The sequence below is a fragment of the Sorangium sp. So ce131 genome (genome assembly GCF_051519095.1).
Taxonomy (GTDB): domain Bacteria; phylum Myxococcota_A; class Polyangia; order Polyangiales; family Polyangiaceae; genus Sorangium.
The window spans coordinates 7,590,955-7,603,865 of sequence record NZ_CP150455.1 but is presented as its reverse complement, the minus strand read 5'-3'; the positions used below and the strand labels follow the sequence as shown (position 1 = coordinate 7,603,865).

At 72.6% G+C, this 12,911-nt stretch carries 10 protein-coding genes; 5 read left to right on the top strand and 5 right to left on the bottom strand.

Going from position 1 to position 12,911, the window contains the following annotated elements; all coding sequences use genetic code 11:
* Positions 1–36: 36 nt before the first annotated feature.
* Positions 37–636, bottom strand: a complete 600-nt coding sequence (locus WMF43_RS27660; RefSeq protein ID WP_437669005.1) for a hypothetical protein — start codon at positions 634–636, stop codon at positions 37–39.
* A 23-nt stretch (positions 637–659) separates the two neighbouring features.
* Here WMF43_RS27660 and WMF43_RS27655 point away from each other — a divergent pair, with 23 nt between their 5' ends.
* On the top strand, positions 660–929 hold the full coding sequence (locus WMF43_RS27655) for a hypothetical protein (RefSeq protein ID WP_437669004.1): 270 nt from the start codon (positions 660–662) through the stop codon (positions 927–929).
* On the opposite strand, the gene WMF43_RS27650 is transcribed toward WMF43_RS27655, so the two are convergent.
* A complete protein-coding gene (locus WMF43_RS27650; RefSeq protein ID WP_437669002.1) occupies positions 881–2,467 on the bottom strand; it encodes a sigma 54-interacting transcriptional regulator in 1,587 nt (528 codons plus the stop codon). The genes WMF43_RS27655 and WMF43_RS27650 overlap by 49 nt on opposite strands.
* A 99-nt stretch (positions 2,468–2,566) precedes the next feature.
* Here WMF43_RS27650 and WMF43_RS27645 point away from each other — a divergent pair, with 99 nt between their 5' ends.
* Positions 2,567–5,110: a protein kinase domain-containing protein gene (locus tag WMF43_RS27645; protein ID WP_437669000.1), complete on the top strand. Its 2,544-nt coding sequence runs from the start codon at positions 2,567–2,569 to the stop codon at positions 5,108–5,110.
* On the opposite strand, the gene WMF43_RS27640 is transcribed toward WMF43_RS27645, so the two are convergent.
* Positions 5,097–6,821: a caspase family protein gene (locus tag WMF43_RS27640; RefSeq protein WP_437668998.1), complete on the bottom strand. Its 1,725-nt coding sequence runs from the start codon at positions 6,819–6,821 to the stop codon at positions 5,097–5,099. The genes WMF43_RS27645 and WMF43_RS27640 overlap by 14 nt on opposite strands.
* Positions 6,822–7,215: 394 nt before the next feature.
* Here WMF43_RS27640 and WMF43_RS27635 point away from each other — a divergent pair, with 394 nt between their 5' ends.
* From WMF43_RS27635 to WMF43_RS27625, 3 genes are all read left to right on the top strand, one after another.
* Complete coding sequence (locus tag WMF43_RS27635; protein WP_437668996.1) at positions 7,216–7,638, top strand: hypothetical protein; 423 nt, start codon at positions 7,216–7,218, stop codon at positions 7,636–7,638.
* Between the two features lie 119 nt (positions 7,639–7,757).
* Positions 7,758–8,231 carry a hypothetical protein gene (locus WMF43_RS27630; protein ID WP_437668994.1) on the top strand — a complete coding sequence of 158 codons (474 nt, stop codon included), beginning with the start codon at positions 7,758–7,760 and terminating at the stop codon, positions 8,229–8,231.
* A gap of 113 nt (positions 8,232–8,344) precedes the next feature.
* Positions 8,345–9,832 carry a thioredoxin family protein gene (locus WMF43_RS27625; RefSeq protein WP_437668993.1) on the top strand — a complete coding sequence of 496 codons (1,488 nt, stop codon included), beginning with the start codon at positions 8,345–8,347 and terminating at the stop codon, positions 9,830–9,832.
* Between the two features lie 114 nt (positions 9,833–9,946).
* Here the strand turns inward: WMF43_RS27625 and WMF43_RS27620 are convergent, their stop codons facing one another.
* Both WMF43_RS27620 and WMF43_RS27615 read right to left on the bottom strand, forming a co-directional pair.
* Positions 9,947–12,505: an NACHT domain-containing protein gene (locus WMF43_RS27620; protein ID WP_437668991.1), complete on the bottom strand. Its 2,559-nt coding sequence runs from the start codon at positions 12,503–12,505 to the stop codon at positions 9,947–9,949.
* Positions 12,502–12,900 carry a hypothetical protein gene (locus tag WMF43_RS27615; RefSeq protein ID WP_437668989.1) on the bottom strand — a complete coding sequence of 133 codons (399 nt, stop codon included), beginning with the start codon at positions 12,898–12,900 and terminating at the stop codon, positions 12,502–12,504. The genes WMF43_RS27620 and WMF43_RS27615 overlap by 4 nt, the downstream gene beginning before the upstream one ends.
* Positions 12,901–12,911 lie beyond the last annotated feature (11 nt).

The window sequence follows — 12,911 nt, the reverse complement described above, 5'->3', positions numbered from 1 at the left end:
CCGCCGCTCTGGCCGGCTGGTCGGCTCAGGAGATGCTCAGTCGTCCTTGCCGCTGCCGATGAAGCCGTCTTCGCGGCGGGAGAAGAGGACGTTGAACGTGGTGAGGGTCCCGTAACAGCCGGTGATGTAAGCCTGGAGCTGGACCTTCTCCGCGTCGCTCAGCCCCTCGTGCGCGTTGAGCTTCTGCTCCAGCACCCGGAGCTTGTCGCGGAGCATGACGATCTTGTGGAAGAACACGTCGAGCGGGATGCGCTTCTCGGCCGTGCCTTCCTTGCCCGGGCGGAGCACGAGCTCCCCGCCCTCCCAGCGGCCGCCCATCTCCGCGCGCCCGACGCCGAGCTCCTCGGACAGCACCTCGCGCAGCACGCGGCGGAATTCGTCGATATCCATGTCGATGTCGATCTCCCTTGGAAGCGTTGAGCGGAGGGGCGCCGCGGGCGCGCCGGTCCGGCGCTCCGGCGACGGCGCCCGCTCCGGCGCGCGCGACCTGCCGCCCGAGCCGCGCGGCTGGCCTGCGGCCCGGGGCGGCGGGGGCGGCGGGGGCGCGCCCTTCGGGCGGTAGCGGGCGCACGTCGCGGTCGCCTTGATCGGCGGGGGGTACACCTCGAGCGCGCACTCGCCGACGCGGCCGCGCACGGGATCCTCATGCACCCGAGTGTATGCCGCGCAGCTTCCGCACCGGCCCGCGTAATCGTTCAAGGCGGCTTCAGTCTACCAGCTTTGCGCGCGACCGGCAGCGTCTTCTGGCGAGCCGGTCGCGCCCGGAGGGCCACGAGGACGAGCACCTCGACGCGCCCTTCGTCCAGCTCCGCGAGCGCTTCTTCTTTGCGCCGGGCGACCTGGAGAGCGTGGTCGTCGATCGCGAAGGTGTGACGAAGCTTCAGCCTCCCTCCTCCGACCCGATCCCGTATCGCTTCATCAGCCGGTAGAGCACGTACCGGCTCGACAGCCCCAGCGCCTGCGCCGCGCGGGTGACGTTGCCGCGGTGCCGCTCGAGGCTCGCCCGCACCTCCTCGGCGGACGGCTCCGGCGCCTCGGGGGGGCTCGGCTCCGCCGGAGGCGGCCTGTCCCCCGCGCTCACCTCCGGCGCCGCAGGCGGCGCCGGCGCCGCCTCGCCATCCGAGCGCGTCGCCCCGCCGCCCCTCCCTTCGAGCGCGACGCTCCTCTCTTCGATCGCGTCGCCCCTCCCTTCGATCGCGCCGCCCCTCCCTTCGATGGCGTCGCCCCGCCATTCGATCGCGTCGCCCGCGCTCGCCGACATCGCCTGCCACAGCAGCGCGGTGAGCTCGCGGATGTTCGTCGCGTAGCGGCGCGCGAGCAGGTGCGAGAGGAGGCCCGCCTTGACCCGCGGCTCGGCGGCGCCGCCCGCGGGCAGGAACCGCCGCATCGCCTCGGGGCTCTTCTCGACCGCGCGCGCGAGCAGGTGGCGCACGAGCAGCGGGATGTCGTCGCGCCGCTCGTCGAGCCCCGGCACCTCCAGCCGCACCACCAGCCGGGCCCCGAGGTCGTGCTTCAACGCCGACGCGTCCCGGTTGGTCGCGCCGATCAGCCGGAAGCTCGAGCGCCGCGCCGACGACGCGCCGAGCGCGTGGTACTCGCCCCCCTCGTCGAGCACCCGCAGGAGGTTCGCCTGCAGCTCCTGCGGCAGCTCCCCGATCTCGTCGAGGAACAACGTCCCCCCGCTCGCAGCGCCGACGAGGCCAGGGCGCTCCGGCATCCCCGGGTTCGGATAACCCTTCACGTTCCCGAACAGCTCCGCGTCGATCAGGCTCTCCGGGATCGTCGCCGCGCTCCGCGCGATGAACGGCCCCCTCGCGCGGGCCGACAGGGCGTGCACCGCCCGCGCGCAGAGCTCCTTCCCCGATCCGCTCCCGCCGAGCACCAGCGTGTGCTCGTCCACGGAGGCCGTCCACGCGATGCGGTCGCGCAGCCGCCATACCGCGGGGCTCTCCCCCACGATCCCGAAGCGATCCGCCGCGCCGAAGGGCGGCGCGCCGGCGAGGCTCGCGCTGCGGAGCGGCTCGATCGCCCACGGCCGCCGCGTGCAGAGCAGCAGGAGCTGACCCCGGAGCAGCAGCGCGTCGCCGGGCCGCAGGGTGCAGCGCTCGACGCCCTCGCCCCCGACCTCCATGGGGCACTTGCCGAGGCGCTGCACGCGCAGCGCGCCGTGCTCCAGCGTGACGCGGAGCTGCTCCCGCGACAGCCCCGGGCTCGCGAGGGGCGCCGTGCGCTGCTGCGCGCCGGGGCGCTGCCGGACGAACACCACCCGCTCGCCGCCCGCCCCGCCCGCGGGCTCCCCGCGCCCCAGGATCCGCGCCCCGCCCTCCGGCTCGAACAGCGCCACCTCGCCCGCGCGATCCGGCTCGGCGGGGGCCCACGCGATCATCAGCGCCAGCACCTCCGCGCGCTCCGCCGGGACCGCCGCGCTCGCGCTGCCGGCGTCGAGGGTGGAGGAGCCTTCTGGCATGCCGGGCGGTGTCCGCGCCATCCGAAGCCTCGGTCATACGCGCGCGCTCGATCCGCCGTCAACGCCTGGTGGTAATCTCCCCGAGCACCCGGGACCTTCATGGCGCGCCCCCACGACGAGCCGGCCGGAGACCTCACCGCCCCGTTCGACGAGACGATAGAGGTGGACCGCGGCGGCGGAGGCAGCGCCGTCGTGCGGACGGCGTCGGCGCGCGGCGCGGCCCTGGAGGTCCAGCTCCCCGCCCGCTACGAGGACCTCGGCGCGATCGCGGCCGGCTCGTTCGGCGAGGTGCGGCGCGCGCGCGACACCCTGCTCGATCGCGTCATCGCCATCAAGCTCCTGCGCGCGGAGCACGCGGCGGCGCCCCACCTGCGCCGCCGCTTCCTCGTCGAGGCGCGCATCACCGCGGCGCTGCAGCACCCCGGCATCGTCGCGCTCTACGACCGCGGCGAGCTCCCGGACGGCCGGCTGTGGTTCACCATGAAGGAGGTCCGCGGCCGCACCTTGCGCGCCGTCATCGACGAGCTGCACGCGAGCTCGGGCCAGGGCGGCTTCGGCGCCACGCCGACGGGCTGGACCTTCCGCCGCCTCGTCGACGCGTTCGTGCGTGTCGCCCAGGCGATCGCGTACGCGCACAGCCGCGGCGTCGTCCACCGCGACCTCAAGCCCGAGAACCTGATGGTCGGCGAGTTCGGCGAGGTGCTGGTGATGGACTGGGGCCTCGCGCGCCGGGTCGACGTCGCCGATCCGGACGAGGGCGGGATCAGCGGCCCGCCGGGGGGCGCCCTCGCGGAGGGCCTGACGCATTACGGCGACGTCCTCGGCACGCCCGCGTACATGCCCCCCGAGCAGGCCCGCGGCGACACCGCGCTGCACGGCCCGGCGAGCGACGTCTACGCGCTGGGCGCGGTGCTGTATGGCCTGCTCACGGGCGCGCCGCCGTACCGCGGCCGAGACGGCCGGGAGATCCTCGCGGCGCTGCTCGCGGGCCCCCCTCGGCCCGTCATCGAGGCGGCGCGCGGCGGCCCGCCGGTGCCGGCGGAGCTGTGCGCGGTGGTGGAGCGGGCCATGCGCCGCGAGATCGCCGAGCGTTACCCGAGCGCCGAGGCGCTCGCGGCCGACGTGGTGGCGTGGCTCGACGGGGTGCGGCGGCGCGAGCAGGCGATGGCCGCGCTGGATCAGGCGCGCTCGCTCGCGCCGGAGATCGCGGCGCTGCGCGCGGAGGCGGCCGGGGCCGAGGCGAGGGCGCGCGCGCTGCAGGCCGAGCTGCGCCCCTTCGACCCCATCGAGAAGAAGCGCCCGGCGTGGGCGCAGGAGGACGAGGCCGCGCGCATGGGCCGCGCCGCGGCGCTCGCGGAGGCGCGGTGGCTGGAGGCGGTGCACGGCGCGCTGAGCCTGGATCGCGACCTGCCCGAGGCGCACGTGATGCTGGCGGATCACCACCGGGCGCGCCTCGTCGAGGCGGAGCTAGGGCACCGCGACGAGGACGCGGCGCGCGCCGAGGAGATGCTGCGCATCCACGATCGGGGCCGGCACGCGGCGTTCCTGCGGGGCGACGGGGCGCTGACGCTGGCGACGGAGCCGCCGGGCGCGGCGGTGATCGTCGAGCGGTTCGTGCTCGAGGACCGGCGGCTCGTGCTCGCGCGCGAGCGGGTGCTGGGCCCGACGCCGCTCGTCGAGGCCCCGTTGCAGCGGGGGAGCTACCTGCTCCGGCTGCGCGCGCCGGGGCGCGCCGAGGTGCGGTATCCGGTGCTGATCGAGCGGGATGGCTGCTGGGACGGGTGGGCGCCGGCGGAGGAGAGGCCGCGCCCGATCGCGCTGCCGGCCGAGGCAGATCTCGGGCCGGACGATGTGTACGTGCCGGCGGGGTGGTGCTGGATCGGCGGCGACGCGGCGACGCCGGACAGCCTGCCGCGCCAGCGGGTGTGGATCGATGGGTTCGTGATGCGGCGGTTTCCCGTCACGACCGGTGAATACCTCGAGTTCCTGAACGACCTCGTCGCGAGCGGGCGCGAGGCTGAGGCGCTTGCGGCCTGCCCGAGGCCTCACGAGGCCCTCTCGGAGGGCGCCGGCGAGCCCGCGCTCGATCGCGATCGGTCCGGGCTGTTCTGCTTGCCGCCGGATCGGGATGGGCTGCGCTTTCGCCCCGAATGGCCGGTGGTCCTCGTCGACTGGCACGCCGCCACGGCGTATGCGCGATGGCTCGCCGCGCGGACGGGGCTCCCGTGGCGATTGCCCGACGAGCTGGAGCGCGAGAAGGCGGCGCGCGGCGTGGACGGTCGCCTGTTGCCGTGGGGCGATCACGTCGAGCCGACCTTCGCTTGTGTGGTCGGCTCGACCCCCGACGAGCCCAGCCTCGAGGGGGTGAACGGTCATCCGTTCGACGAGGGCCCTCATGGCGTCCGCGGGCTCGCGGGGAACACCCGCGACTGGTGTCAGAACGTCTGGAAGCACGAGGGGCCGTGCGTCGAGGGAGGGCGGCTCCGGCTCGAAGCCGCGGCGCTGGACGACCCGGACTTCCGGGTGATCAAGGGCGGCGCGTGGGCCGGCGGGATGATCATGGGCCGCGCGGCGGCCCGCTTCGGCGGGCGGCCGTCGATCCGCCGGCCGGTGGTGGGCTTCCGGGTGGCTAGGTCGTGTTGATCGTCCTTCTGTAACGGTACACCGCGCCGAGCGCGCTGCTGCCGTGCAGGTCCCAGGAGCGGGGCTCGTCCGTGATGAAGAGGAGTGAGGTGCCCCAGTTTCTCCGCACGAACTCGACCTCGCCGGCCCACGCGCCAAGAGGCCGCGACACGTTCACCCGCAAGCCATATTCCTCTCCTTGAGTCATCTGGAAGTCGCGACCGGAATCGCTGTACTGTTTCCAGTCACCAGCGGCCAGGTTCACCGGGCTCGTGAAGGACGCATCCGTCGCCTTGAACGGCAGGCCCGAGCCGTCCTTCGTCCAGTTTGCGCTCTGCTTCTTGAAGGTGAGCCCCACGAACGCATCCGTGCAGTAGGCGGAGCCGTTGTATTTGCCCCATTCGGGCGGGACATTGCTCGTGTGGATCCTCCAGTACTCCGTACCTGAGGCGAAGCCGCCTCCCGCTGTTCTGGTGGCGATGATGTCGAGCAGGACCAGGCCATCCTTCGACAGGAGCTGGTACCAGGCGTAGTCTTTGCCGGAGGACGGATCGAGCTGCACGCCCGGCCGCTTCGCGTCCGGCTCCGCGCTCGTCGCCTCCCCCGCCGCCGCGCCGTGGTGGAACACGGGCAGGTTCCCGAGCTGGTCCACCAGGATCGGGTGCTGCCGGAACGACAGCGCCGAGAGCAGCGTCCTCGCCCGGAACAGGAGCTCCGCGTGCGACATGGTGCTTCGCCTGAACTGCCCCTGTTGCTCGATGTTCCACTGCTCCAGCGCCACCGTGAACGCCCACGTGAACGCCCCGTGCCAGTGCCCGCCCAGCATCGCCTGGTAGGACGGCTCGTCGCGACCGGACGCGCAGAACACGCTCCGCGCGAGCTCGGGTGTCCGGGCGGGCGCCTTCCCCTCCGGCGATCCCGCCGGCGTCAGGCTGGTTCCCCGCTGCGCCTTGCCGGCCGGACCGCCCGCGGCCGCGAAGCAGCAATCGAGCACCACGGTGAGGTTGTCGGCCGGGCGTTTGCCGCCGGGGAGGTCTTCGCCCTCCTCGAAGATCGCGCGCAGCTCCGAGAACGAGATGGCGTGCTCGAGCGCGGGGCCGGTGTTGCTCGGGCACAGGACGAGCTCGCCGTCCTTCTGCGCGCCGTGCCCGGAGTACGCCATGAAGCCCGGCAGCGCCATGAGCTCCTCCTCGCGCCGCCACCGCTCCCACTCGAGCTTCACGGTGAACACCAGCATGCTGGCCAGCCACCGCGCGCTCTCCTTGCATTGAAGGGAGGTCGCCTCCCCGAGGCGGACGCTCGGCGCGCCCGCGTCCTCGATCCGCGGGGACATGGCCGCATCATGGATCTCCATCGGCGCGAAAGCGCCCTGCCTCCCCCTCGACAGCCATTGCTCGACGCGGCGCCTGGTCTCCGCCTCGTCCTCGCCCGGGTGCAGCTCGGGCACCAGCTCCCGCTCGGCCCGGATCAGGTCCTCCGCATCGAGCGCCGGCGTGGTGAGCACCCGGAAGTGCGTGTAGCCCAGCCGGCGGCACACCTTCCAGTACGCGAGCACGTCGTTGCGGCCCGCCAGGAGATCCTTGCCGCCGTCCTCGTCGTGGTCCCGGTAGCTCTCGACGCCGATCAGGAGCGCGACGCCGCCGATCCGGGAGAGCAGCTCCCTCGTGGCGGCGAGGACGGGCTTCACTTCATCCGGAACCTCGGATGGATCGGCGTGGGCTTTGTCGGTCATGGTCTTCTCCGTGAGGTCGTGAGGGCCATCGGAAATTGCCGGCCATCATCGAACGCCGGCGGTCGTTCAGCAAGGCGCACAGCACGGCGCATACCACCAGATGGCAGCGTGGCCGCGAGCGCATGCCGCGCCGTGCGAGGCGCGGGTGTGCGGCCGACGTCCGGCCGGTGTGCGGCGGGTGTGCGGCGGGTGTGCGGCCGACGTCCGGGCGGCGTGCGGCTGAGGGGCGCACACGGGCGCGCACAGCGCGTGACCCTCGCGGCAGCAATGAAACAAGGAAACGCGCGCTGGCACTCCTCCTGCAATGGACTTTCACCGACTCTCACCGGCAGCGGACGCCGCGACGAGCGCGGTCGACGCTGCGATACCGACAGCAAACCACGAGGAGAACACCATGGGACACGGCGCCAACATGACGATCAACAACTTCTCTCCTTACAACCTCCAGGTGGCGGTCGTGCGCAAGCACTGCATCTATCCCCAGGGCTCCGGGGGCGCGGGCGCGCCCGGAATCGACGCCTTCAACAAGCGGCTCACGCCGGCCGAGCCGACCTTCAGCGGCTACATCGAGAACAAGAACACCTCGACCGGCGGCGATCTCTGCGCCACCGACACCGGGTACTTCGAGCTCTCCTTCACGGTGATGAGGGGGGACACGCCGGATCCGCGGTACACGCCTTCCAGCATGACGATCGCGATCCCGCACGACCATTTCCAGAAGGGCGACAACAACAGCAACGGGGCGGTCAAGGTCGAGCTGAGCATCCTGAACGGCACGCAAGACACGATCTCGGTGGGACTCAAGGACAACGTCTGAGTCTCGCCCCTCTCGGCGAGCGGGCGAACTGGCGAGCGTGGAGGGCGAGGGGCGGCGCGCGCTGCGGCGCCGCGGCTCCTCGCCCTCCGCGCCGTCGACCCCTGCGCGGAGGATGAACCATGAGATACGCCGACACCGCAGCGTGCCAGTCCGGGGGTCATTGCCGGCTCTGCCGCGACCGGGAGAGCGGGCGCAAGTTCCGTCTGGCCGTCTTGCAGGACTTCGAGGTCCCCGGCGGGGAGGTCGATTTCGAGTGCCCGCACGGCATCCCCTGGGATACGGACGTGGAGGTGAGCCGCTTCTCCGGGGCGATCACGCGCGCGCGGGCCGCCGCCCAAGGGGCCCTGTCCGTGCTCAGGACCTCGCTCGGCGTCGGGCTCTTGGCGCGCCCGGAGGTGGAGGCGAGGCTCTCCGTCTGCCGGAGATGCCCCGGCGGCCTCGCGGTGATGCGCGGCGACGACGTGTACACCTGCGGCAGGCTGCTCGAGGTTCACCGGGCGCAGGGCCGCTCGACGTGCGGGTGTGTGCTGCGCATGAAGGCGGTCGACGCCGAGGAGGACTGCCCCAACGGCTGGTGGCCGCGAGCGGGGTAGCGGCCTCGTGCTCGCCCGCGCTGGAACGGGCGTCGCGATCGCGATAGGCGACAACGTACGAGCGCCGTCGTGAATCGCTGTCGTGGCCTCGGCGAGCAGGCTACGATGCCGGCATGCGTGCCCCGGCCTCATTCCCCGCGCTCCTCTCCGCCGCCCTCGTCGCCCTCGCCGGCTGCGCCCCCGAGCCGCCGCCGCGCGCGCCGTCGGCCGCGGCCGCCGCGCAGCCGGCGGCCGCCGCGCAGCCGGCGGCCGCCGCGGAGCCCGCGGCCGCCGCGCAGCCGGCCGCGAAGCCGGAGCCGAGCGCGGCGCGGCCGCCGCTCGAGTTCATCAGCGACGATCTGCCCCGGGCGCGCGACAAAGCCCGCGCCGAGGGCAAGGCGCTGTTCGTCGATGCGTGGGCGCCGTGGTGCCACACCTGCCTGAGCATGAAGCATTACGTGCTGACCGATCCGTCGCTCCGCCCGTTCGCCGATCGCATCGTGTTCGCCGACATCGACACGGACCGCCCGGAGAACGCGCCTTTCCTCGAGCGGCACGAGGTGACCGTGTGGCCGACGTTCTTCGTGCTCGAGCCCGCGAACGGGCAGGTGGTCGGGCTCTGGCGTGGCGCGGCCTCGGTGCAGGAGCTGCGCGATCTGTTCCGCGAGGCGCTCCAGGCGCTGGACGCGCAGGCGGCCGCGGCGCTGCCGGCGGACGACCCGAACCGCCTTTTGGTCGAGGCGAAGCGGGCCCAGAGCGCCGGCGATTACGCGGCCGCGGTGCCCGCCTACCAGCGCGCCCTGGCGAAGGGGGGCGAGGCCTGGCCGCGGCGCAGCGACGCGCTGCTCGGCCTCCTGTCGACGCTCTACCGCAAGAAGGACGCCGCGGCGTGTGTGGACCTCGGCAAGGCGCACGTCGGCGAGGTGAAGGGCGCGGCGCTGCCCGCCGATTTCTCGAGCATCCTGCTCTCCTGCGCGGCCGCGCTCCCCGACGCGGGCGCGCAGCGGGCCGCGCGCGAGGCGGCCGTCGCCCGGCTGCGGCAGATCGTGGCGAGCCCGCCGGCGGACGCGAGCGCGGACGACAGAGCGGACGCGTGGGGCCTGCTCGCCGAGGGGCTCGCGGCGCTCGGCGACGCGGCCGGCGCCCGCGCGGCGAACGAGGCGAAGCTCGCGGTGCTGGAGCGGGCCGCGAGCGAGGCGAAGACGCCCGAGGCGGCCGCCGCCTACGATTACGGCCGGGCCACGGCGTACCAGGCGCTCTCGCGCGGCGAGGAGGCGGTCGCGATGCTGAAGCAGCGCGAGGCGCAGATGCCCGCGTCCTACGAGCCGCCCGCGCGGCTCGCGCAGGTGCTCCACGCGATGGGCCGCGAGGAGGAGGCGCTCGCCGCGGTGGACCGCGCGATCGGCCGCGCCTACGGGCCGCGCCGGCTGCGTTACCTGAAGCTGCGCGCCGAGATCCAGGAGAAGCTCGGGCGCAGCGCGGAGCAGATCGCGACGCTGCGCGAGGAGGTGGCCGGGTACGAGGCGCTCCCGAAGGGGCACACGAGCCAGGCGGCGCTCGACGACGCGCGGCGGCGGCTCGCGGCGGCGGAGAAGGCGAGGGGGGGCGGGAAGAAGCGGTGAGGCGGGCGGCGGTCGCGCGCCGCGGCGGGGCCGGGCGTGGCCGATGGCTGCGGGCGGCGCACCGCACGGGCGCCGCGGCGAAGGTTTGGCCGGTGTGTTCCTCTGCGGCGGCGCCTATTCCGGGATCGAACGGGGCGCCGCGGGCGCGGCGGTAAATAGCCAGAGTCGCACCCTGGCGTCAAAGGGCGCCTCGCCGAGCGGCTTCTGCCTGCTCACCTCGACCTCGAGCGTGACCTCGGTGTCGGTCTGCTCGTCGGTGCGGGACGCCTCATTCCACGGGAGAACATGGCTTTCGACGTCAAACAACCCACCGCTGCCCGTCCAGACGAAGAGCGCGATGTTCAGGCCGATGGGGATTCCGTCGGCGCGAGCCCGTTCGTCCAGGTGTCGACTGGCGCGGAATCGGATATGGATGGAGGATTCTCCGACTCTGGCGATGCTCGTGCGGAGCAGTATGAATGCCACGAAGTCCGGATCTACTTTGCTCGAAGCCAGGCACCGTAGGATGTGTGGGCCATAGTCGACCCCTGTGATTCTCAAGAAGGTTATGAAGGGTAGCCATGGATTCGACGATCGGCTGCGAGCGAGTGAGTCGAAGACTTCTTCGGGGAATCCGCCCTCGTAAGCTCGTTGGGCGGCGTTCTTGATGAGGGCGCCGAAGCGTCCATGCATGATTCGCTCTCCAAGGAGCGACAGGGCCTCTTCGGCGACGAGAGATAACTCGCGGCTCTCGTAGGACCGCTCGAACCACCATGCGGGGATGAGCTCGTTCACGAGCCGCTCTGCGGCCGACGTGGAGAGGTGGGGATCGTCCGCGAGCAACCCGGCGAGCAACGAGGGCACTCCGGGAGATGGTCTACCCGGACGTCTTCCGGCGCTCTCGACCAGGCTCTGCGCCAGCCGGTCCAGGCGGCCGTCATCGCCGCGCAGCACGCCGAGCTCGCCGGCGGCGAGCAACAAGATCTCTCGGTGCCGGGCCAGGTAAGCGCGCTTCGGATGGGCCGCGAGCCGCTCCAGCGCGTCGGAGCGGACGAGCTCCCAGGCGGCGAAGTACTCGGCGAGCGTCAGGTGCAGAAACGCGTACGTGCCGGGCGCCTGCTCGACGAGCAGCCCGAGCGCGTCGCGGAACAGCGAAATCACCTCCTCGGCTCCGGAGACTCCGCGGAACGTGCCGGTCGCGAGCGCTTGCTCCACATGGGTGCGCAGCGTCTCTTCGCTCACCGTCGATGCGCCGTGCTCGATCATGCGGAGCGCGAGCGGACCGAGCAGCCGGACCGCATCGACCGCCTTGAGCGGCGCTGCCGCACCCGCGCCGGCGAGGCTGCGCACCCGGTTCCATCGCTCGACCAGCACCCGCGTCGCGTGCGCGTAGAGCTCTACCCGGTGGTCAGGCAGGCGCACGCCGGCTCGATGCACGATGGCGAGCACCGTCAGGAGCAGCGGATTGCCCGCCAGCGAGCGCACGCCAGGGTTGCCGAGCACGTCCGCTGCAAGCCGGTGTCCCTCCTCGCGCCCCGCGTTGCGCGCGGCATCCGATGAGCCAAGCCGAGCGACGGCGTACAGCTCGCACCATCGCACCAGGAATCCACGAATCTCATCCTCGGTGAAGGACGAGAGGACGAGCTGATGTGCTTCGAGGGCCCCAGGTTCGTACCCGGCGAACCGGCTGGTCGCAATGATCCTGCAGCTCGGCGCCTGTTGCTGAAGCTCCCGGATGGCCCGGAGCACGTGGCGCCGAGCGGCCTCGTCGCCCGCCTCGTCCACGCCGTCGAGCAGGAAGACCGCCTGACGCTCGGCCACCGCGCGCTCTACCAGGTGTGCGGCCGGCTCACCCGCCCGCAGCAGCATCTGCTCCGCATACTCGAGCAGCGTCATCGGCTGCGGCGCCTGTGCATAGGCAGCCAGCGAGACGAGCAACGGCAGCGGCGCCTCTGCGACGCCGACCGTGGGAGGGCGGCTCGTCGCGGCGAGCGAGAGCCAGCGGAGCAGGAACGTCTTGCCCGACCCGGGATGTGCGAGCAGGACGATGGGCAAATCCCGCGGCAACGTGCGCAGCCACTCACGTACGGGAAGCTCGCCGCCGTGGAGGCCACCTTGCGGAAGATCCGCCTGGCTGATCGTCGCCGCGCTCATCTCCTGGAAGATCTCCTCCACGGAGAACGACACGTCCTCGGCCTCCGACCGGATGAATCCTCTCAGATCGAGCCGACCGAAGCGCTCCCCGTAGTATCGCGCGAGCGAAGCCCGTGCGGCCTCGACATCGATGTTCTGATCCGGCTCGAACCGCACTTCCTCGAGAAAGAGCCGCGCAGAGTACAGGTCGGGCGCATGCCGCTGAACGTCGGTCAGCTCGAAGGACGAGACCAGGAGAACCACGAGCGCGCCGTGCGTCGTGATGAAGTCCCGGCGGCCGTTCAGCAGCGCGAGGAGCTGCGCCGCCTTCGCCCTGTCGGCAGGGAGCCCCGGGACGACGATCCGCGGCAGTCCAGGCGTCCGTGCGGTCGCCTCGTCGAGGGCCACGACCTGCGCCGCCATGCGCGGAGCCAGCTGCCCGGCGATCAGCGCGTGCTGCGCCGACGGCACCACCACGATCCCGATGCCGGGGAAGAGCGGCTCCAGCCGCTCGACCAGGGCGGCCGCCGCCCCGGCATACCGGCCGTCGCCCGGCGTCATGCGTCGGCGTTCCCTCCTTCGTCCACGGCGGCAGCGACCCGGTCCACGTCGCGCTCGAGCAGCGGATGCACCACGAAGCGGGGCAGGTTGCTGTCCTCCGCCGGGGGGTACGCGAGGATGCGCCCGTCCGCGAACAGCGTCGCCGCCCCCTGGTCGCCGGGGAGCAGCTTACGTGCCCTCACGACCCCGAGGATGCGCAGATGCTCTGTGTTCAAGCCGCGGCCGAGCTGCTGCGCGATGACCTGGATGCCCGCCTTGACATGCGCCTTGGTCAGTTTCCCCTCTCCCGCGGTGAGCGCTCGTTTGACCGACTCGTACGCGATCTGGACCGCGTGCCGGGGCAGCCCGCCGCTGCTCTGTGCGATCCGATTCAGCCATGCGCCGGAAGCTACCACGATCCGCCGGC

Excerpts from the sequence above, each read along its gene's own strand:
- WMF43_RS27655 (WP_437669004.1), top strand. The coding sequence starts at position 660 with ATGCCGCGCAGCTTCCGCACCGGCCCGCGTAATCGTTCAAGGCGGCTT.
- WMF43_RS27630 (WP_437668994.1), top strand. The coding sequence starts at position 7,758 with ATGAGATACGCCGACACCGCAGCGTGCCAGTCCGGGGGTCATTGCCGG.
- WMF43_RS27645 (WP_437669000.1), top strand. The coding sequence starts at position 2,567 with ATGGCGCGCCCCCACGACGAGCCGGCCGGAGACCTCACCGCCCCGTTC.
- WMF43_RS27635 (WP_437668996.1), top strand. The coding sequence starts at position 7,216 with ATGGGACACGGCGCCAACATGACGATCAACAACTTCTCTCCTTACAAC.
- WMF43_RS27625 (WP_437668993.1), top strand. The coding sequence starts at position 8,345 with ATGCGTGCCCCGGCCTCATTCCCCGCGCTCCTCTCCGCCGCCCTCGTC.
- WMF43_RS27640 (WP_437668998.1), bottom strand. The coding sequence starts at position 6,821 with ATGACCGACAAAGCCCACGCCGATCCATCCGAGGTTCCGGATGAAGTG.
- WMF43_RS27620 (WP_437668991.1), bottom strand. The coding sequence starts at position 12,505 with ATGACGCCGGGCGACGGCCGGTATGCCGGGGCGGCGGCCGCCCTGGTC.
- WMF43_RS27650 (WP_437669002.1), bottom strand. The coding sequence starts at position 2,467 with ATGCCAGAAGGCTCCTCCACCCTCGACGCCGGCAGCGCGAGCGCGGCG.